The following is a 19,357-nucleotide window of genomic DNA, read 5'->3' as shown; positions in this document are numbered from 1 at the left end:
AACCTATATATCCAAATAAAGAGCCCCACCCGCTAAACACGGATGAAGGCTCATCTTACATTTCAATTTCATTCACTTTAATTTGAGACGAGCTTGATGCCTTACGCATTCCATTCAGAATGCAGATAGGATAGAAACTTAGTCCCGTTCAATCAATCCGTACTTGCCGTCATCACGCTTGTAGACGACATTTACTTCTTGTGTGTCAATGTTGGAAAATACGAAGAAATTATGGCCTACCATGTTCATCTGCAGAATGGCTTCTTCCACATCCATTGGCTTCATGGTAAAACGTTTCGTACGGACAACTTCGTAGTCATCCTCGTCATACTCCGCTTGCTCTACAGCCGTCTGACCGGTTAATGCTGCTCCGTTGTCAGCAACGAGCGTTTTCAGCCCGCCTTCTTGTCTGATCTTGCGGTTCAACTTGGTTTTGTGCTTGCGAATCTGACGTTCCAACTTGTCCACGACAGCGTCAATGGAAGCATACATATCGTCGCTTCGGTCTTCCGCACGCAGTACCACACCTGTGAGCGGAATGGTCACTTCCACTGTGTGCAATCCTCGAACGACACTCAGTGTAACATGTCCTTCGGAGGTAGGGGGTGCATCAAAATACTTATCTAGCCTGCTGAGTTTCTTGTCAACATAGTCTTTCAAAGCATCGGTCACTTCAATTTGTTGACCTCTAATTGTGAATTGCATTGGGCACTCCTCCTTTGCACCCTCATTATACCATTTTGTTAAGCCTATGTAAAAGATTTAATTGTGAATTTTTGCACAAAAATTATTCACAAAAAAAGACCCCGGAAGTACCGGAGTCTTGGGCTAGCGAATCTCGAATTGTTAACCATCGTACCGTTTATGTAGGTCGGCTATGCCGGGATGATTATAATTTGATTACGTTAGCTGCTTGCGGGCCACGAGCACCTTCAACGATTTCGAATTCTACATCTTGTCCTTCTTCCAACGTCTTAAAGCCCTCGGATTGGATAGCGGAGAAGTGTACGAATACATCGCCACCGTCCTCAGTCTCGATGAAGCCATAACCCTTCTCTGCGTTGAACCATTTCACTTTACCTTGCATGCACTAACATTCCCTTCATTGTCAAATAAAGTGTGACACAACTTGTCCACATTTTCGACTATAGCACCCGCCCAATCCAGTGTCAATCGCTCCTAAGACGCTTTTTCCGTAAAGAAAACGTTGAAAAATGTCGACTTGGCTTAAACACTGAATTAGTTAGCACTGCCGAAATATGCTTTATCGATAATTACCCAGCAGGGAGGGGGGTGAAACAGATTTATTTAATAATTCACCAATAATCAGATGTAGTGATCAGGTTTCTAAATAAACCAGCAAAGAGGGACTTAAAAAAGCTCTTGGAAATACCCCACGGTATCTCCAAGAGCTTAAAACTTCAGATTTTAATGAGCCTCTGGATCATACGGAGGGGTTTCTGGAATGCTTGTATCCGCACCGTATGCATTTACTTCAAACGTAATAATCTTATCGTAGAAAACGTAATCCTTACGATTCACAAATGGACCTTTATTATTGTTATGTTTATTGATACCATACATCATGGTTCCTACCCCATTTGCACGATCTTCATACCAATTAATAAAGGCATTAACTTCAGACATGGATAAGTCGTATTCTCTATCAATGCCATTAATGAGGATAAGACGAAGTAGTGCCCGTTCTCCTTCTTGATCCTCACCAGGAGGATTCACGGGAGGATTTCCAGCTTTAGGAGTAGCAATAGCTTCATTTGAATCACTGCTTGAACCGACCCCAGTAACTGCCGTAACAATATAGTAATATGTAGTACCATTAATAACGTTACTATCCGTGTAGCTGTAAGTGTTACCGGTAACACTACCAATCACCGTGTAAGGGCCGCCTGATACTGTAGCCCGTTTAATATTAAAGTTCGTAACGGCATTGTTAGAATTGCCCCATTGTAAAACAACGTTTTTGTTTCCAGCCGTGGCTGTTAAATTAATTGTTTCCTCTGGAGGCAGTTCCCCGCCTTTTCCAAACACATTCCACTCGTAAATTCTCGAACTGCCTCCCGTACTTTTTAAAACAACTGTCGAAACATCTTGTACCGGAGCAGGAAGTACCTGGACCTCATCATTACTTAATAGATCATATCTTTGCAGCAAGTTATTATTTATATCGTAAAACTCAACCGTTACGGGACTCGTATATTTTGCGATGACTGCTGAAATCTCAACCGGGGAAGTAAAACTATACCAGACAAAGTCACCGTTAGTTATGATCTTATAAGTAGTCATATTGTTATCGGTCAATTCTCGTACCGTACCTGTCGGGCTGGATATCGATTTGCCTAATTGCAGAGTAACCCAATCAAGCAATCCCCCTGTATACTTCGTTGCCTCAACTTTAATATTCTTCTCAGGCGAGTTGCTGCTTTCACCTGCCTGATTTACCGCTGAAACTACATAATAATAAGTTGTTCCGTTCGTTGCGGTGTTATCTGAATGTGAGGTTCCTTTAACATTCGCAATCGTGGCATAAGGTCCACCTGGAGAAGTAGCTCGCTTTACATTGTACGATGCTGCTCCGTTCGCCGTCCATTCCAGTTTGGCTACTTGGTCACCACCTTGAATCCAGGTGATCGTTGTGGGCAACGGTGCAGTTAGTGGGGCTGCGAACACATTCCACTCGTAAATTCCTGCTTCCCGNCTTCCCGTACTTTTTAAAACAACTGTCGAAACATCTTGTACCGGAGCAGGAAGTACCTGAACCCCATCACTACTTAATAGATCATATCTTTGCAGCAAGTTATTATTTATATCGTAAAACTCAACCGTTACGGGATTCGTATATTTTGCGATGACTGCTGAAATCTCAACCGGGGAAGTAAAACTATACCAGACAAAGTCACCGCTGTTTATGATCTTATAAGTAGTCATATTGTTGTCGGTCAATTCTCGTACCGTACCTGTCGGACTGGATATCGATTTGCCTAATTGCAGAGTAACCCAATCAAGCAATCCCCCTGTATACTTCGTTGCCTCAACTTTAATGCTCTTCTCAGGCGAGTTGCTGCTTTCACCTGCCTGATTTACCGCTGAAACTACATAATAATAAGTTGTTCCATTCGTCACGGTGTTATCTGAATATAAGGTTCCTCTAGTATTCGCAATTACGGTATAGGGTCCGCCTAGAGAAGTAGCACGCTTTACATTGTACGATTCCGCTCCATTCGCCGTCCATTCCAGTTTAGCTACCTGATCACCACCTTGAATCCAGGTGATCGTTGTAGGCAGCGGTGCAGTTAGTGGGACTGCAAACACATTCCACTCGTAAACTCTCGAACTGCTTCCCGTACTTTTTAAAACAACTGTCGAAACATCTTGTACCGGAGCAGGAAGTACCTGAACCCCATCACTACTTAATAGATCATATCTTTGCAGCAAGTTATTATTTATATCGTAAAACTCAACCGTTACGGGACTATTATATTTGGCAATGACCGCTGAAATTTCAACAGGGGACGTAAAAGTATACCAAGCAAGATTTCCGTTATTCAGACTCACATAGGTCAATGGATCATTGTCTGTCAGTTGTGTAGCCGTAGTTGATGATTGCCCTACAGAAGCGCCAATTTGTACCGTTTCACCATCCAGTAGTCCCCCGGTGTACTGGCTTGCTGCTTTGGCAACTGATGGATTAAAAAAAGCCAAACTAATAAATACAGATAGAACTAGTAATAAATAACCACTTTTCTTCAATTTTTATCCTCCTGTAGTATTATAATGGTTCTTTCATACCAGTAAGTTAGCACTTTATCCCATTATTGTCTATGTATATATTGCTAGTACAGGATTCAAATGTTTCTTTGTCCTTTTTGGATGACACAACAAATATCCCCTCCAATCGACAATGTTGAGTTCATTTTGACATGATCTCTCTTTTCACTGTCTATCATGAGGGGATAAAACCAGGCGTCGTATATTATATTGATCCTATTTTCTTTGATCCATAATCATACTGTCAAAAGAATAGGAAGACTCATATGCATTACGCTGTACCTTTACTGCATCACGTTGACGCAACCAATTAGATGCCTCTAATTTATAATCAATCATTCTTGATTGTATCTCCTGGTCATTCTGCAGTATATTCTTAACACCTTTTTTTTGATCTGGGGTAAGAGGATTCTCCGAAATCATTATCGCCATCTTATCCAATACAGGCTGTCGCTTCTCCGTGTATTCAAGTAACTCTTCGTACGAAACTTCTCCAATTCGGCTGATTATTGCGAAACACAGCTTCTCCAGTTCCTGGATTAAATTATCCATTTGCAATATCTGAACCCGCTGCAGCTGACATTTTAGCAGCTTGAGACCATGTTTCCCGTAATTCTACCAGGTAACCCAGTGCCTCTTCCGCAGGGCCTGCCTCTTTTTTGATGTTTGCTTGAATCAAAAGATGGTTGATGTACTCATACATTGCTGCGAGTCCTTTTGAAACCTCAAAGCTATAATCCAACGTGACAATTAACTCACTCATGATGGTTTGAGCTTTGTTCAGAAATGTGTTCGTATTCTGATAGTTACTATCCGTAAGTCCTTCTAAAGCGCCTCTTACAAATTTGATAGCACCGTCATACATCATCAATAGTAATTGAGCTGGAGTAGCCGTTTGGACAGACGACTGTCTATATTTATCATATGGTGATGAAATCATCTAAATCCTCTCCTTCCCTTATTGCCCCATAAAGCCCGCCAAGCTTGCTGACTGTGAATTCATTCGGTTGATTGCCTTCTCCATTGCAGTAAATTGAGTATAATAGTTGTTTTCGATCTGAGTAAGTTTCTTGGCCAATGTAGAGATTCGGCTATTCAAATCTGTCAATTCCTTACCCATCGTACTCTGTTCATTCAAGGATGTCGTTATATCACTGCTATATTTGTAAGTACCCGCTTTATCCGATAGCCTTCCTAAAGTTACAAGCAGGTCATCATACATCTTATCGAAAATACCTTTCTTGCCATCTGAAGAGCCTATGAACAGCTCCATAACCTGCTGGGGGTTATCTTCGATTGCTTGTTGCAGTTTCGTCTCATCGCGCAAATATAACTTACCATTCTCGGTGTACTCACCGGTTGTGATTCCTATCGAAGCTAAATTAATCGTTTTATCACCCAATTTAATGGATGAGGAGGATAACAGTGTTCTCATGCTTGAAAGTGACTCCACCAAAATTTCATCATTTCTAAGCAACCCACTCTTCGCTCTTGCTTCCCAGTTCTTGATGTCATCCTCTTTCATATCTTTCTTCTGGTCTTCGGTCAGCGGCAGGTAGGACCTGTATTTCTGCTCAGACACTTTACTGTTCAGAGTAGCAATAAGATTGTTGTACTCCTCAATGAAAGATTTAATAGTTTCGATAGCCTTTTTGCCGTCTGGTTTGGTTGTGATGGTAGATAACTCCTTTGATGCTGTTTCATCTGTCTTTTTAAGGAGCGTTATCTCAATACCATTAACAGTTAATTGATTGGATGATGGTTTGTACGTTGCACCGTTGATCACAACATTAGCCGGTTGTCCATTTTCAGTCTTTGACAAATCCATCCCAAAGGCATCTGTCAGAAGGTTGCCTTCAAATCTTACAGTATCATTACCGTATTCCTTGGAATTGATTATAAACTTTCTTCCTGCTTCGTCATACGTAGCGAAGAGACCTGCGGAATCATTACTATTTATCTTCGTAAGTACATCTTGGATTGTGTCATCTTTAGAAAATTTAAAAGATTGCTGCACAGGGGACTTCTCGCTGCCTCGGCTCACGGTAAAATCAAATTCTGTTTCCCCTGCGAACAGATTACCTAATTTTGTTCTACTATTGGTTCCCTCGGGGAGTGCTACTGAAGATTTTAGGGTTGTCTGTGTAGCAAGTGATCTAACCTCTACTTCCATAGAAACCGGATTAGCACTTGTGGTTGCTCTTACGCTAATCGCATCCTTATTCCCCGAAACTTCTGCAGAATAAACATTCATTTCCGTAACTTTTCTGAAATTTGATAGTTTATTTTGTCGAAAGTCTACGATCGCACTGTTCATGGCTCGGTAGCTATCACGACGCCACTCCAAGATTTGTTTGTTCTGGTTCAGTTTATTGAGCGGCGCTCGTTTGGCCGTCATCATTTGTTGAACGATATTATCAATGTCCATTCCGGAAGATAATCCAGATATTCTCATAACTTTGCCTCCTATCTGCGTTCGTCAATAATAAGTCCAGCAAATTCCATCATCTTCGCTACAATCTCTAACGTCTTCTCGGGTGGAATTTCCCTAATCAGTTCCCCAGTTTCTTTATTCAATACTTTGATCATGATCGCTTGTGTTTTCTCATGCACATTGACTTCAACCATCGTCTCCGGTCCCTGTAATGCCTTAATTGCTCGATCGATAGAGCGAACAAGCTGCTGCTCACCTAAGGTAACATACTCACCTTGACGCTCCATACGTTGAAGCTCTTTCTCTTGACTCACAAGTGGTCTAGCCTCGATATCATTCTTAGGTGGCTGATTATACATAATGTTCGAAGCCGAAGGATTTCCTGTAATCGAAATTTGCAGATTCACCTTGGCACCTACCTTCGTAAGAATACTATTGTTACTTATATCGGATAAAAGATCGCAATCTATTAGTACTAACAACAAAAAAGGACCTTGGTAGGATATCCAAGGTCCTTGAAATTGTATAAATATTAACGAAGCAATTGAAGAACGCCTTGTGGCTGTTGGTTCGCTTGAGCCAACATAGCTTGAGCTGCTTGGGTAAGGATGTTGTTCTTCGTGAAGTCCATCATTTCTTTCGCCATGTCTACATCGCGAATACGGGATTCAGCAGCAGTCAAGTTCTCGGAAGTAGCACCCAGGTTGTTGATGGTGTGCTCTAAACGGTTTTGGTTCGCACCCAATTTGGAACGCTCTTCGGAAACTTTGTTCAGAGCATCATTAATTGTTGTGATTGCTTTGTCAGCAGTAGTTTGCGACGAAATGTTAACCGCGAGGTTAACCTCTGCATCTGCATCCAATGCAGCATCAGCTTTAAAAAGTAAGTTACCATCTGTATCATAGTAGCCAGCGGCTTTAGCTGCTTGAGCTGGTTGAGCTGGAGTTCCTGGAACAGCAGGAGTTATTTCTGATCCATCATTAGGGTCAATTTCTGCAGGTGTACCCGGGGTTCCAGGGACTGCATCTTTAGCAGCTTCAGCAGCTTGCCAACTACCTACAATGTCTCCAGCAGCATTCTTCAGATCGTCACTATCAGCTGTAACCTTTTGAGAAACTCCCAATTGCTCTGCGCTCATATCACCAATGCTCAGCTTAATATTTTGGCCAGAGTTAGCACCGATATGGAATGTCTTATCGGAGAAATCGCCATTCAGCACTTTTTGGTTGTTGAACTCAGTATCTGTTGAAATACGTGTGATTTCTTTAGCCAGCTCGTTAACTTCAGCTTGAAGCTTCTCGCGGTCAACGCCTTCGTTAGTATCGGAAGAAGCTTGAACTGCAAGCTCACGCATACGTTGCAGGATGCTGTGAGTTTCAGTCAACGCACCTTCAGCTGTTTGGATCAGGGAGATACCATCTTGAGCGTTCTTTTGAGCCATATCCAAACCGCGGATTTGTCCACGCATTTTTTCGGAGATTGCCAAGCCTGCAGCATCATCACCTGCACGGTTGATACGAAGACCGGAAGACAATTTCTCCAGGTTTTTAGAAGAAGCACCAGTGTTAGCACCCAATTGACGGTGAGTGTTCAGTGCAGCAATATTGTGGTTAATTCTCATTTTAAAATTTCCTCCTTGAAATGGTTTATCCCACATCCATGTGGATTTCGCTTGCTTTCGTTAAGGTCGGCCGCCCCTCCGAAATAGCGTCTAATTCATATATCGTCATGTGATTCATACAACTTTATAGTTTTTTTCCTGTTTCAAAAATTTATTTTGGGCTTTTATAATGTTTCAGCAATTCTCCTATATCAACGGATGACTGTTGAGCTGATTCGAGGTTGGCTTCTTGAATGGATAAGTACACCTCTCTCCGGAATACATCTACATTTTTTGGCGCTTTAATCCCCAACCTTACATTGTCACCATCCACACCCAGCACGGTAATCTCAATCTCATCCTCAATGATGATGGATTCTCCCTTTTTTCGCGACAATACCAGCATACCTATTCACCCGCCCCTTCAATTTGAGATGAACTCTCACGCTCTGGCCATAGCGGATGACGTGATTTGTAGTCTGAGGAGTGGAGAATGACCTGCCTTCCGCGCTTATTAGCTATGTTAAACACTAAAGGAGCTAACAAATTAATCGTGCATTGTTCAGGTTTTACATTCAGAGTAACGATGTTGCGAATCATGAGATCCGATTCTATGTTCATCTCTTCCACTACAGATTCAGGCAAGTCAAACTCATAATCTTTATAGAACATAAAGGGCTCTGTAATTAGTAAAGCAATATGGCTGTCTTCCAAAGATTGCAAATACGCAAACGGCCCTTCCTGAAGCTCGATCACTGCAAATCGGGTATGACTTTCAAATCCAGGGATTCCTTTTTCAAACGAAAATATTCTTTCATCTGGCACCTCGATCTGACCAAACTGAGCTGTCTCTACTATCATCGTCGATTTCACTCCTCTGTCCTCTATAGGAAACTGTCAAAAATGAATGAAAACAAGCTATAGATGATGTAACTCACCTTATAGCTTGTCTAAAATTTATTTACATAGTTATATCTATCTGCGGCGGTATGATCTGAATGGAGGCATACTGCTTCACCTGAATGCTCAGATTTCCCGGGTGAAAGTCAATCTCCGGATCATTGGCTTGAGCTGTGATCTGAGGGGCGACCGGATCAATCGTAATGACTGGTGGGTTGCGCCTAACATGAATTTCAACATTATCATATGATGCCGGTGCACGGTATTCTACAAAGGGATCACGTTTCCAGTCCGAACCATAAACTTCAGCGACCGAATTCCCTGGCAGATGAAATTTGGCCAGCTGGTTCCCCTGCTCCACCCGTTTGGCAAGTCCTTCAAGGAATAAGGCAGGCAGCTCGGAATAGATCTGCTGGTTCATTTCAAGAGCTGTTCCACCGTTATAAGCCCTCCACGCCTGATGCTGATCAATCTCCATATCAGGGCGAGGCTGATTAAAGTCCATTTTGGCTTGAGACGTTGTAATTTCCATATCCGGTCGTGGCTGTCGTATCGATATCCCGGCACTTTGAGATTGAAACTCCATAACAGTCGGCTGTTGACGAATTTGAATCTGTGGAATCAAGAACAACACCTACCTCATAAAATCAACAAGTGTGGTGGAGATAATCTTCGCCCCTACCGAAAGAGAAGCATTATAAATACTCTCCTGGATCTTAGATTGAATAATCAATTTCTCATAATCTGCATCCTCGGCTTTAGATTGAAGATCCGTTAAATTGATACCCATATCCTCAAGTCTTCCTGCCATCAGCTCCACGCGATTAGTCTTGGCACCGATCTCGGCCCGGACGGTCAGAACCTTATCCATCCGAGTATCGAGTTTGTCCAACTGGGCAGAAATCACATCGAACTCACTTTTGCCCAACGCGTCGGTAAGTCGATCTATCATTAAGAATAAATGATCGTCCTCACCGGAAGCTCCAAAGATGGAATCGCCCGTAACATTAATCGGAAGTTGTACACTCTCACCGACAATAAAATTAATGTTACCTGGGTCAGTTGGTACCTTACCTGCATTACTAGTATCGGAAAGATGATTCGCATCCTTCGGAAAATCGTACGGTTTCTTATCGTACATCTGACCGTTGAATATGTACTTCCCGTTTAACTTGCTGTTCCCGATATCGATTAACTGTTCCTTCAGCTGCTCTACCTCGGTTTGTATTCCGGTCAGCGCTTCCGGCGGATTCGTTGAATTCGAGGCTTGAATTGTCAGATCCTTCAAGCGCTTAATAATATCGCCCACCTGTCCAACAGTGGTGTCATTATAATCAAGCCAGGACAGGGCGCTGTCCACATTACTCCGATACTGATCATTAGAGTTCAGCTCTGTTCGATAACGGAGTGAGTACGTCATGGCTACGGGATCATCGGAAGGTCTATTCACTTTGCGTCCGGTAGAAAGCTGAAGCTGCGTATTATTCATAGACCGGGCGTTACGATTCAAGTTCAGCATTAACTGCGAGTTCATCATATTCGAAGTGACTCTTAACATTCGCTATGGCCTCCTTTATCGACCGACCACGCCGGTAGAATTAATTAATTTATTCAATAACTCATCAAATGTGGTCATAAAACGGGAAGCGGCACTATACGCATGCTGAAACTTAATCATATTCGACATTTCTTCATCCAAAGAGACGCCGCTTACAGATTGTCGACGGCTCTCAACTTGCGATACCAGAAAAACCGAATTATCCGTCTGACGATTAGCTTCCTGTGCTTCAATACCCAATTGTCCAATCATCGAGCTATAGAAAGAACCAATGGTTCCCTCTTTGCCTGATACATCCGTAAACTTCGTAACATTCAGATTAGCAATCAATAATGCCAACGTATTATTACCTTTAACCACAGTCTCATCAGTACCTGTTCCTGTTGTTCGCATCGAAGTTGCGATTTTGCTCGGATCAGAAGCGATTACGGGATTAAAACTGATATTTCCAGCTGTTATTGTTGTTCCGCCACCGGCAGCCACGAAAAATGGCAATCCTGGCGTCATAGTTCCATCCATGGTATAACCAAGCATATGAAGGCCGTTCAACCCTGCAACCTTTAAATCAGCGCCTTGATTTAACACTGCCCCTTGAGGAATCTGTTGTCCCGCTGGAATCGTGCTAATATCTCCGTTAAGGGATACTTCCACCTCAACGTCAAATGTTGTATTCTCCGGTATTCTTGAACCTGCTGGAATGGTAACGGTGATCTCTCCATTGACAATCGTATTCGCCAGATTGTTCAATTGACTTCTATAGTTCGTGATAATGGTATTCCTCGATACCATCATTCCATGAATTTCACCACCCGACAGAGCCCCTGAAGCGAACGCAGTCTCCAAAAATGCAGCATCCACATTAGCTACAGCAATCTCTGCGCCCTGTACCAAGGCTGTTCCGCCAACTGAGACGTTATATCCCGTTTCATCTTCAACAACGGTAATATTCATAATTTTGGATAGTTTATCTGTGATCAGGTCACGCTGATCGCGAAGATCATTCGCATTATCACCTAACCCTTCAATCCGAGCAATCGAACGGTTCAAATCTGCGATCGTTGATAAATGATTCTGGACTTCCATACCTTTAAGAGCTACATTCTTATTCAGATCCGAATCCAGATTATCTATTTGCTTACTCATATAATTGAGAGCATCTGTAAAAGCTTGTGCCGTTTGTGCTACTACTTTACGTGCAGTTGGGTCTTCAGGATTCTTGCTCAAATCCGACCAAGATGTGAAGAACTTATCCATCACTGTACGAATTCCCGTATCTGACGGTTCATTGAATATAGCTTCCAGTTTCTCTAGGGTATCAGCTTGAATACTCCAGCTACCGAACATATTGTTCTCTCCCCGAAACTGATCGTCAAGGAACATTTCACGAATCCGGTCTATGGAGGTGAACTCCACGCCTGTTCCGAGTTGTCCTGGAAAAACCGATCTCTGAATACCGTATGCTTCCATAGGTCGAGAAGCTGTCATCCTTACCGTCTGCCGCGAGTACCCTTCCGTGTTAGCATTAGCAATATTATGACCTGTTGTTCCTAATGCTGCCGTCTGAGTAAACAAGCTGCGCTTGGCTGTTTCTATTGAGTGAAAAGTTGATGCCATGAATTATCCTCCTGTCATTAGGCACGAGTATCAAAGATTCCAGGACTGCCTGCTCCACTGCTTCGTTTAGTTGGGGGTTGATATGTCATATCCTGAGCTGGTTTACCTGTCAGCAAATCCAGCGATAAATCAATAAAATCCAGTGATTGCTTCATCAAGTGCTGGTTTAGATTGTTCTTCTCCTTAAGATCATTTAAGGTCTCGGACAATCGGGTCTGTATTTGCATCAATCTTGCCTTCTCATCCTGGTCAAAAACCAACCTCACAAGTTCAGTCATTGTTAACTGCAGCTGTGATTTAATGCCTCGACTCTGTAAAAATGCATTCACCATTTCCTGTCGTTGAGTCTCCAGCTGCTCTATCGCTTTTACACCTTTGGTTTCCCTTGTCATGAGCTGTATAATGCTGTCTACATCATTATCTATTATGGCCTGTCTCTTTAATTCTGCTAATTCAAGCATATCTCTGTATACAGAATTCAACTTCTCCAAGACATCATTAAAAGCTGTTACATTCATTGATTAGGCTCCTTTAGCTCTCTGGAAACTGTTTGAAATAAGGAATAAGCTTATCAGCGAGCTTATCGGCATCTACATGATAGGTGCCTGCAGAAACTCTGGATTTGAGATCCTGAATTTTTTGTGCCCGTTCGGCATCTATGGTTTTATCCTTAGCTTGAAGCATTTCCATAGCTTCTGCAGAAATGGAGATCTCGTCTTTCTTGCGGTTAGTCTTCTGCCCTTCTTGCCGTGGTATATCCATATTACGTTTATAGGAGTTAATCCCACCAACACGTCCAGTTTCGTTAATTTTCATGTTTCCACCTTCCTCTTTATAAAGGTTGTATGAAAGTTAATTATGTGCATTATCTGAAATCACTATAAAACAACCGATAACCTTTACTAAGATTATCGGCGGATATTAAAACATATTTAATAGTACATTTGTATCGTTTGCTTAACGGAGCTTATCTATGGCATTGTAGGCACCATTTCCTGTACGATAATCATCTGTCCCGCTCTTATCCTCAGACACAGCCTGTCGCAGTTCTTTGGTTAAACGAGCTCGACAAGAATCACACATATTACTTTCGCGTATTAAGATTCCACAAACCTCGCAAGGATAATTCATATTGGGCGCATCGGCTACCGATATTCGTCCTTCCTTGATAAAGCGGGTAATCTGGCGAATTGAAACCTCTGTTGCTTCAGAGACCTCATTTATGGTCGCCCCTCTTTGTTCTCTTAAAAACTCAACACAGCGCTCGTATTCAAGCTCGATTTCCTTCAGACAATTGCCGCACATCTCTTTGAGATTTAACGCGTACAGCTTCCCACACTTAGGACAATTCCCTATATTCATGATAAACCTCCATTGGCATAATGCATCTCTATACCTATGCTACCAATTATATCATATCCTTTATTCTAACTGATACGTTTGAATTGTTCGCGCCCCCCATTTTCAAAGCAAATTTATTATTAATAAACAACTATGTAGTGGTGTATCGCCAACTTCTATAAGATTACATTTTATCACGCCTATCCCCATTAGCTTTAGAACTTCATATTTTGTCCTGTATTAAATGCTTCCGGTAGCAATTAAGAACGTGCCCAAGTTAAACAAAATACTTCTATCGGCTTCTGCAAAATGGGTTCCAATCGGCATAATACCCGAGAACAGGCATTTACTGTGCTCCCCGTCGTATAGATATCATCTATCATTAGAATACGTAACGGCTGACCTCTTCCGGACACGTTATCTCCTTCTCTGTAACGGTTGGCAGATATCAACTTTTCAAAAGCCTCATCCGCTATCGGATCAAGCTCAAAAATACCATTCATATCCTTCTTTCGTGCGGTACGACTCTTAAAGCTCTGTTTATCCGAGTGGCGCTCTCGAGTCAGCAGATTCAGATAGGGAATATTCCTCTTCCGGGCCAGACCACGGCCCAATACTTCGGCTTGATTAAAGCCCCGTTCCAGCAGCCGTTGTCCACTGACCGGCACCGATGTAATGATATCGATGTTCCAAGGCGGCGTGTTTGCCAGTAACTGTGTATTCTTGATCCTGCTCCGAACTGCCTTCGAGTCTTCTGATTCTAAAGCTCTACATTCGTTAATCATTAGCTCCAAAAGCCCTGTCCAGCATCCGTACTAATAAGGGCGCATATCGCTCCTGGCCCCGGTACTTATACTGCGCAAGCCATTCCCGCATGTCTCCATTATAAAATACTGCACTACGGTTTGCGATGAAGTAGCGCTTTCCATTCGAGGTTCGGCTGCAGTCGGGACAACCGATGCCTCTTCCGCAAATTAGACATCGCGGCGAAACAATCCACGGAATAGCCGCGCTGCACTTATGACATATCCCATAACGTCTATCTAGCGAAGAGGTTCTCATGGAACAGGTTAGGCAGTCCTCACGAATGGGAGCAAGCAAAAGGTAGAGCCGCTCCAATAAAATTTTAAAATATTTATTAACCATAAATGAATACCTCCATTTCCTTCTTCCTAAATACGCAAGTACCCGCCTTTGCTCGCGATTCGGTTCATCGCTTTGATCTGCCGAACCGCCAGGTTTTGGCTACGCGTCCACTGGGGGGCTGCTAACACCACCCGTCCTGCCGGATCATCCTTGGACCGGCCTGCCCTACCGGCCATTTGAATGAGCGCAGCTTCATCAAATAGCTCGCTGTCTGCATCCAATATAAACACATCGCTTTTGGGAACGGTTACCCCGCGTTCAAGGATAGTCGTGGTCACGAGCAGGCGAATCTCCCGGTTACGGAAGGACATCACTTTGCTAGCCCGTTCAGGATCGATGGAGGAAGTCCCTTCAATCGGCATATTAGCAATGGCCTGTCGAAGCAGCTCCAAACAAGGCTCAATATGCTTGATCCGGGAAACGAACAGAAACACTTGGGCGCCACGTTGCAAGGAGGCACTTAGACTGCGAACCAATAATGCGGGAAGCTTCTTCTCTTGTAAGCAGCGTTTCACAGGAGGCATTTTCAGCTTGCGCGGTACAGGCAGCGGATGTCCATGAAAACGCGCCGGAACTTTGGCATGAGGCAAGCGGCCTGCAGCCGCCTCCCGCTGCAGCGGCGCCGGCGGAGTAGCAGACAAGTAGATGTATTTTCCGCCCGGCTTGCTGGCCCCTCTGGCGGCATAATCGAGCATGGGATCATTATGATATGGGAATGCATCAATCTCATCAATGACAACCAGGTCAAATGCGCCACGAAAACGCAGCAGCTGATGTGTCGTGGCGAGGGTGATACTGCCCCGCTTCCAACGCTCGGGACTTCCCCCATATAGCGTGACCACCGTCTCATCCGGAAAAGCTTTGGATAACCGGGGAGCGAGCTCCAGCACCACGTCGCGTCTTGGGGCTGCCACCAGGACGCGCCCTCCCGCATCCAGGATCGACTGCAACAGCGGAAAGATCATTTCGGTCTTTCCGGCTCCCGTTACCGCCCAGATGAGAAACCGGGCGAGCCCTGCGGAGCCCCCTGCGGGCGGCTCCGCCAAGAACCGCAGCGCAGCGCCAGCGGCGACGCTCTGCGCTGGGCTCAGCCCCCACCGGCCCAAGGCCGCGGAGGGGGAACCCCCGGCCGTGCCCCGCACGGCCGACCCTGCTATGCCTTGCAGCAGCAGGGCACAAGCGCGGCTGCGCCCCATCGCGAGGCAGGCCTCGCAGTAGGCGCAAGCCGCCGAGCCGCACGCGGCGCATGCCGTGCGGCTCTTGGCCTCGCTGCCGCAGCGCCGGCAGCGGGGGGCCCTGGCCCGGCGGCGGAGCCAGCCGGGCGCACTACCCGGGGCGGGCTGAACCAGCCCCGCTTCCAAGCGCAGGCGGCCCAGCAGGATGCCAAGCTGGGCCGCGGAGCGCCAGTCGCCGTAATTCCCGGCGACCTCCGCCAGCAAAGCTTCGACCTCGCCAGCAAGCAAGGCTCGTCCTGCCATGCATTCAATCAGCAGCTCCGCTTGCTGCATCAATTCATCCCCACCTGCCTTGACCCCAGTTGGGCTTTTTATAACAATCCATGCCTCTTCCTGTTCCTGACCCCCAATTCTCTGTTCCGGGACCCCAACTAACTTCGAACCTTGATTGCCATCTGGATTCTCAACATATGAAACCAGAGTGTGCTTCTCCAGTATTCGAACGTTCCGCACGCATTCCGCCCATCGCTGCCTGTTGCTTTCCGGTTCTTGAAGAATGAACGTGCTAAGACGCTGATATACATATCGCTGCCATTCTCGGTTTCCCCAATTGTCCATTTCACTCATCGGTCTAAAGCCGTTCCGAAGCTCCACTGCCCATCCGAGTGGACAGTTCATGGATAACAGCACGAATGGCCGCATGCTTGCATTCCGATTCGGTCGCAGCCTCATTCCATACCACCACTCCAGATCAACCCTCATATCCAGCGTGAGGTAACACTCCCACTTCTCCGAAGTTCGAATGGCGTAGATTACTATTTGCATAACACCAACTCCCATACCCGGAAATAACTTAAACTGTTCAATACACTATTCATTAAGAGGCCATTTATTCAAGCACAACCAGCCTTTACGCTGTATGGCTGATAACCATCCAAGCATGCCCAGATCCACGTACCGTCCGCACAATAGGCCAAGGCATCTTTTCCAAAAAGTCCTCGCTATCCACAACATCCATCTTGCCCCATCTGCAATAATGCAAAGTAAAAAGCACACCCCTTCGCTCACGCGGTCGGAGTGTGCTTCACGCCTTCATTAATATGAGTAACATCCAAGGGGCCGTAACCACTAGTTGAAGATTATCCCTGTACATAAGGAATGGGAATTACCTCCAAAGAGTTTCTTAGATCAATCCGTATGGTTTCATCTTCATCATGATCAACATGCTGCTCCCGTGCTGTTGAATCACCGGATGGCAGGGTCCCATACACCAATTCGATTCCAGACATATGAGTTAATCTTTGGACAATCTTCAACGTGTCGTCATACGACTGGTCATCAAGGACGGTGACACGCACGCGCGTCCCGCTCAGCAGGGCATACCATGAAAGGGCTCTCAAATACCATTCCACCTGCCGCTCATGGTTGGACGTGATCAGCACATAATGCTTGCGCCGCCCCGTACCATCACCGGCTCTTCTGAGATGACGGGCATGCATGATATGAACCAGAGCTACAGCGATCCCGTACACCGCGAGTATCCACAGCAGTTGGGCAACCATGAGACTCACCTCCTTCTCTTATCAACAATATATGCGGATCAAGAGGGGTCGGTGACAGTTATATAACGGAAGCCCACACAAAGCCTGCGGGGAACGGCTGAATACCCTAGTCATAAGAAAAACATATATCGAAGTTGCTTCTAAGAAGTCAGACCGCGTTTAGAGGTAGTAGTTTTTCTTGCGATATCAAGACGCCCTTGCTTCATTGCTTATACACTCTGATATCTAAAGAAAAATATATAACATAACAAAAAGGAACCGCCCCTTGGCAGTTCCCTCCCTATGTAAGACGCGTCCGTGCATTCGGAACGACGGTTACAATGTCACCCAGCCATATTTGATCGAGTTGATAACCGCTTGTGTACGGTCGTCCACTTCCATCTTTTGCAATATACTGCTGACATGGTTTTTTACAGTTTTCTCACTAATGAACAGGTATTCCCCAATCATCTTGTTGCTCTTGCCTTCTGCCATTAGTCTAAGCACTTCTGCTTCGCGTCTAGTCAATGGGTTGTTCTCACCAGCCACAAACTTGACTCCCGCTTCGCGCGAACCGCCCTCCGCCATGGCGCCTGCTTCATTAACATAAGTCATACGACGGAGCTGCTGAATCAGCTTGCCCGTTACCTTCGGATGAATAAAAGCATATCCTTCGTGTACCGAACGAATCGCATTAATCAGTGACTCGGCTTCCATATCCTTCAGGAGGTAACCGTTAGCTCCCTTACGGAGCGTTTCAAACACATAGCTTTCATCGTCATGAATCGACAGAATGATGACCTTGATCTCCGGGAACATTTCACGCAGCTTCTCGGTAGCTTGAACGCCATTCTCGGTCGGCATGTTGATATCCATCAGCACGATGTCCGGCTTGGTTTCGTTACAGAACTCAAGCACTTGAATGCCATCGCCGCACTCGCCGATCACGTCAATGTCGTCCTCCATATTCAGTATACGCTTCAGTCCCTCCCTAAACAGCTGGTGGTCATCCGCTAATAATACCTTTATAATCGTGTTCTCTTTTTCCAAATGTTCCATCCGATTACTCCTTTCTCTTTTCTACGTTCGTCGGGATATGAATCACGATCTTGGTTCCTTGATTCTCAGCTGATTCGATCTCCATTCTCCCTTCGAGCAGCTCAACCCTCTCCCGCATGCCAATTAACCCAAAGTGGTCCTTGCTTTTCTGCTCCAGCAAATTGACATTGAATCCCAGGCCATTATCATGGACAACAATTTTGACCAATTGCGCCTGGTACGTAATTTCAACAAGCACATAAGTCGGGTAAGCATGTTTTGCAGCATTCGAAAGTGCTTCCTGCACCAGCCGGTAGATGGCAGCCTCCATCGCAGAAGAGAGACGATGCTCTTTACCCCGTGTCTCGAAGATCGTGCGGATTTTCGCCTTCTCTTCATAATCATGCACATATTTACGCAGTGTGGGGATTAATCCTAGATCATCGAGTGCCATTGGACGCAGATTAAAAATGACTTTTCGCATTTCCTCCAGGCTCGATCGAACCTGGCCTTTTAAATCTACTATTTCGTCCTGCACCATCTTAAATTCCTGCTTTGCCAGCATTCTTTCTACAATTTCCGTCCTAAGAACCAGATTCGCCAACAATTGCGCAGGTCCATCGTGAATCTCTCTGGAGATGCGCTTCCGTTCTTCTTCCTGAGCCAGAATAATCTTCAGGCCAATCACCTGTCTATTCTTCGCAGATTCGATAATCCGGGATACCTGGCCGAGCTCACCGGACAAGTATTCCAGCACGACGCCCATTTGAGATCCGATCGATTCTGCGCGCTCCACCGAGTTCTCGACATTGCGAACCCGCTTTTGCAGCTCATCCCGTCTTGCCTTCAGATACATTTCCTTCTCTCGGTAAATCATGAGGTCAAGCTGAAGCTGCGTTGCTTTCTCATACGCTTGCTTGATGTCCTCTTCCTTATACCGAACAAAATCCCGGCTGACCGCGGTCAGCCGGATTCGGGAACGTCGGTAATTCAGCTCTAACTGATCTACCTTCTCCAAGGTTTCCGTTGTTTCTTTTAACGTTCGCTGCAGCTCATGATTGAGAGACGCCAGCTCCTGACGCGACGCCTCCAATATTTCGAACATCTGGTATTTGCTGTCCTCCATCACTTGGATGGCATTCTTTATGACACGGTCGATGGCATCGGCTTGATAATCCACGCACTCTACTCCATTTCTAACGTTTCATATACATATCATACCAT

General features: G+C 45.0%; 20 protein-coding genes. All 20 read right to left on the bottom strand.

What is annotated here, in order from left to right; translation table 11 throughout:
* Window positions 1-138: 138 nt before the first annotated feature.
* Window positions 139-705, bottom strand: a complete 567-nt coding sequence (hpf, locus tag AM231_RS27140) for a ribosome hibernation-promoting factor, HPF/YfiA family (protein WP_054405415.1) — start codon at window positions 703-705, stop codon at window positions 139-141.
* 184 nt (window positions 706-889) lie between these two features.
* Window positions 890-1,087, bottom strand: coding sequence for a cold shock domain-containing protein (locus tag AM231_RS27135; RefSeq protein WP_054405414.1), 198 nt, complete (start codon window positions 1,085-1,087; stop codon window positions 890-892).
* A gap of 2,915 nt (window positions 1,088-4,002) precedes the next feature.
* Complete coding sequence (fliT, locus tag AM231_RS27125; protein WP_054405534.1) at window positions 4,003-4,338, bottom strand: flagellar protein FliT; 336 nt, start codon at window positions 4,336-4,338, stop codon at window positions 4,003-4,005.
* Window positions 4,331-4,726, bottom strand: coding sequence for a flagellar export chaperone FliS (gene fliS, locus AM231_RS27120; RefSeq protein ID WP_054405412.1), 396 nt, complete (start codon window positions 4,724-4,726; stop codon window positions 4,331-4,333). The genes fliT and fliS overlap by 8 nt, the downstream gene beginning before the upstream one ends.
* A gap of 18 nt (window positions 4,727-4,744) precedes the next feature.
* Window positions 4,745-6,241 carry a flagellar filament capping protein FliD gene (fliD, locus tag AM231_RS27115; protein WP_054405411.1) on the bottom strand — a complete coding sequence of 499 codons (1,497 nt, stop codon included), beginning with the start codon at window positions 6,239-6,241 and terminating at the stop codon, window positions 4,745-4,747.
* Window positions 6,242-6,252: 11 nt separating this feature from the next.
* The gene (locus AM231_RS27110; protein ID WP_242615321.1) at window positions 6,253-6,627 is read right to left on the bottom strand and encodes a flagellar protein FlaG; all 375 of its coding nucleotides are present in this window, start codon (window positions 6,625-6,627) and stop codon (window positions 6,253-6,255) included.
* Window positions 6,628-6,752: 125 nt separating this feature from the next.
* Entirely contained in the window at window positions 6,753-7,841 is a 1,089-nt protein-coding gene (locus AM231_RS27105) for a flagellin N-terminal helical domain-containing protein (protein ID WP_054405410.1), read from the bottom strand.
* Window positions 7,842-7,992: 151 nt separating this feature from the next.
* Window positions 7,993-8,226 carry a carbon storage regulator CsrA gene (csrA, locus tag AM231_RS27100; protein ID WP_054405409.1) on the bottom strand — a complete coding sequence of 78 codons (234 nt, stop codon included), beginning with the start codon at window positions 8,224-8,226 and terminating at the stop codon, window positions 7,993-7,995.
* 2 nt (window positions 8,227-8,228) lie between these two features.
* Window positions 8,229-8,681, bottom strand: a complete 453-nt coding sequence (gene fliW, locus AM231_RS27095) for a flagellar assembly protein FliW (protein ID WP_054405408.1) — start codon at window positions 8,679-8,681, stop codon at window positions 8,229-8,231.
* A 100-nt stretch (window positions 8,682-8,781) separates the two neighbouring features.
* A complete protein-coding gene (locus AM231_RS27090) occupies window positions 8,782-9,354 on the bottom strand; it encodes a DUF6470 family protein (protein WP_278044652.1) in 573 nt (190 codons plus the stop codon).
* Entirely contained in the window at window positions 9,355-10,278 is a 924-nt protein-coding gene (flgL, locus tag AM231_RS27085) for a flagellar hook-associated protein FlgL (protein WP_054405407.1), read from the bottom strand.
* Window positions 10,279-10,293: 15 nt separating this feature from the next.
* Window positions 10,294-11,892, bottom strand: coding sequence for a flagellar hook-associated protein FlgK (gene flgK / locus AM231_RS27080; RefSeq protein ID WP_054405406.1), 1,599 nt, complete (start codon window positions 11,890-11,892; stop codon window positions 10,294-10,296).
* 17 nt (window positions 11,893-11,909) lie between these two features.
* Complete coding sequence (locus AM231_RS27075) at window positions 11,910-12,410, bottom strand: flagellar protein FlgN (RefSeq protein WP_054405405.1); 501 nt, start codon at window positions 12,408-12,410, stop codon at window positions 11,910-11,912.
* Window positions 12,411-12,423: 13 nt separating this feature from the next.
* A complete protein-coding gene (gene flgM / locus AM231_RS27070) occupies window positions 12,424-12,708 on the bottom strand; it encodes a flagellar biosynthesis anti-sigma factor FlgM (RefSeq protein WP_054405404.1) in 285 nt (94 codons plus the stop codon).
* A gap of 141 nt (window positions 12,709-12,849) precedes the next feature.
* Window positions 12,850-13,254: a TIGR03826 family flagellar region protein gene (locus AM231_RS27065; RefSeq protein ID WP_054405403.1), complete on the bottom strand. Its 405-nt coding sequence runs from the start codon at window positions 13,252-13,254 to the stop codon at window positions 12,850-12,852.
* A gap of 239 nt (window positions 13,255-13,493) precedes the next feature.
* The gene (locus AM231_RS30125; protein WP_242615320.1) at window positions 13,494-14,018 is read right to left on the bottom strand and encodes a ComF family protein; all 525 of its coding nucleotides are present in this window, start codon (window positions 14,016-14,018) and stop codon (window positions 13,494-13,496) included.
* Between the two features lie 387 nt (window positions 14,019-14,405).
* A complete protein-coding gene (locus AM231_RS27055; protein ID WP_054405402.1) occupies window positions 14,406-16,379 on the bottom strand; it encodes an ATP-dependent helicase ComFA in 1,974 nt (657 codons plus the stop codon).
* Between the two features lie 314 nt (window positions 16,380-16,693).
* The gene (locus AM231_RS27050) at window positions 16,694-17,116 is read right to left on the bottom strand and encodes a hypothetical protein (protein ID WP_054405401.1); all 423 of its coding nucleotides are present in this window, start codon (window positions 17,114-17,116) and stop codon (window positions 16,694-16,696) included.
* A gap of 315 nt (window positions 17,117-17,431) precedes the next feature.
* On the bottom strand, window positions 17,432-18,154 hold the full coding sequence (locus tag AM231_RS27045) for a response regulator (protein WP_053491174.1): 723 nt from the start codon (window positions 18,152-18,154) through the stop codon (window positions 17,432-17,434).
* Window positions 18,155-18,158: 4 nt separating this feature from the next.
* Entirely contained in the window at window positions 18,159-19,313 is a 1,155-nt protein-coding gene (locus AM231_RS27040; protein WP_054405400.1) for a sensor histidine kinase, read from the bottom strand.
* Window positions 19,314-19,357 lie beyond the last annotated feature (44 nt).

It is taken from the genome of Paenibacillus solani, assembly GCF_001277345.1.
Taxonomy (GTDB): domain Bacteria; phylum Bacillota; class Bacilli; order Paenibacillales; family Paenibacillaceae; genus Paenibacillus_AQ; species Paenibacillus_AQ solani.
Note: the sequence above shows the minus strand (reverse complement) of the source record. Positions and strands in the feature narration are given on the sequence as shown.

Excerpts from the sequence above, each read along its gene's own strand:
- hpf (WP_054405415.1), bottom strand. The coding sequence starts at position 705 with ATGCAATTCACAATTAGAGGTCAACAAATTGAAGTGACCGATGCTTTG.
- AM231_RS27135 (WP_054405414.1), bottom strand. The coding sequence starts at position 1,087 with ATGCAAGGTAAAGTGAAATGGTTCAACGCAGAGAAGGGTTATGGCTTC.
- fliT (WP_054405534.1), bottom strand. The coding sequence starts at position 4,338 with ATGGATAATTTAATCCAGGAACTGGAGAAGCTGTGTTTCGCAATAATC.
- fliS (WP_054405412.1), bottom strand. The coding sequence starts at position 4,726 with ATGATTTCATCACCATATGATAAATATAGACAGTCGTCTGTCCAAACG.
- fliD (WP_054405411.1), bottom strand. The coding sequence starts at position 6,241 with ATGAGAATATCTGGATTATCTTCCGGAATGGACATTGATAATATCGTT.
- AM231_RS27105 (WP_054405410.1), bottom strand. The coding sequence starts at position 7,841 with ATGAGAATTAACCACAATATTGCTGCACTGAACACTCACCGTCAATTG.
- csrA (WP_054405409.1), bottom strand. The coding sequence starts at position 8,226 with ATGCTGGTATTGTCGCGAAAAAAGGGAGAATCCATCATCATTGAGGAT.
- fliW (WP_054405408.1), bottom strand. The coding sequence starts at position 8,681 with ATGATAGTAGAGACAGCTCAGTTTGGTCAGATCGAGGTGCCAGATGAA.
- flgL (WP_054405407.1), bottom strand. The coding sequence starts at position 10,278 with ATGTTAAGAGTCACTTCGAATATGATGAACTCGCAGTTAATGCTGAAC.
- flgK (WP_054405406.1), bottom strand. The coding sequence starts at position 11,892 with ATGGCATCAACTTTTCACTCAATAGAAACAGCCAAGCGCAGCTTGTTT.
- AM231_RS27075 (WP_054405405.1), bottom strand. The coding sequence starts at position 12,410 with ATGAATGTAACAGCTTTTAATGATGTCTTGGAGAAGTTGAATTCTGTA.
- flgM (WP_054405404.1), bottom strand. The coding sequence starts at position 12,708 with ATGAAAATTAACGAAACTGGACGTGTTGGTGGGATTAACTCCTATAAA.
- AM231_RS27065 (WP_054405403.1), bottom strand. The coding sequence starts at position 13,254 with ATGAATATAGGGAATTGTCCTAAGTGTGGGAAGCTGTACGCGTTAAAT.
- AM231_RS30125 (WP_242615320.1), bottom strand. The coding sequence starts at position 14,018 with ATGATTAACGAATGTAGAGCTTTAGAATCAGAAGACTCGAAGGCAGTT.
- AM231_RS27055 (WP_054405402.1), bottom strand. The coding sequence starts at position 16,379 with ATGCAAATAGTAATCTACGCCATTCGAACTTCGGAGAAGTGGGAGTGT.
- AM231_RS27050 (WP_054405401.1), bottom strand. The coding sequence starts at position 17,116 with ATGGTTGCCCAACTGCTGTGGATACTCGCGGTGTACGGGATCGCTGTA.
- AM231_RS27045 (WP_053491174.1), bottom strand. The coding sequence starts at position 18,154 with ATGGAACATTTGGAAAAAGAGAACACGATTATAAAGGTATTATTAGCG.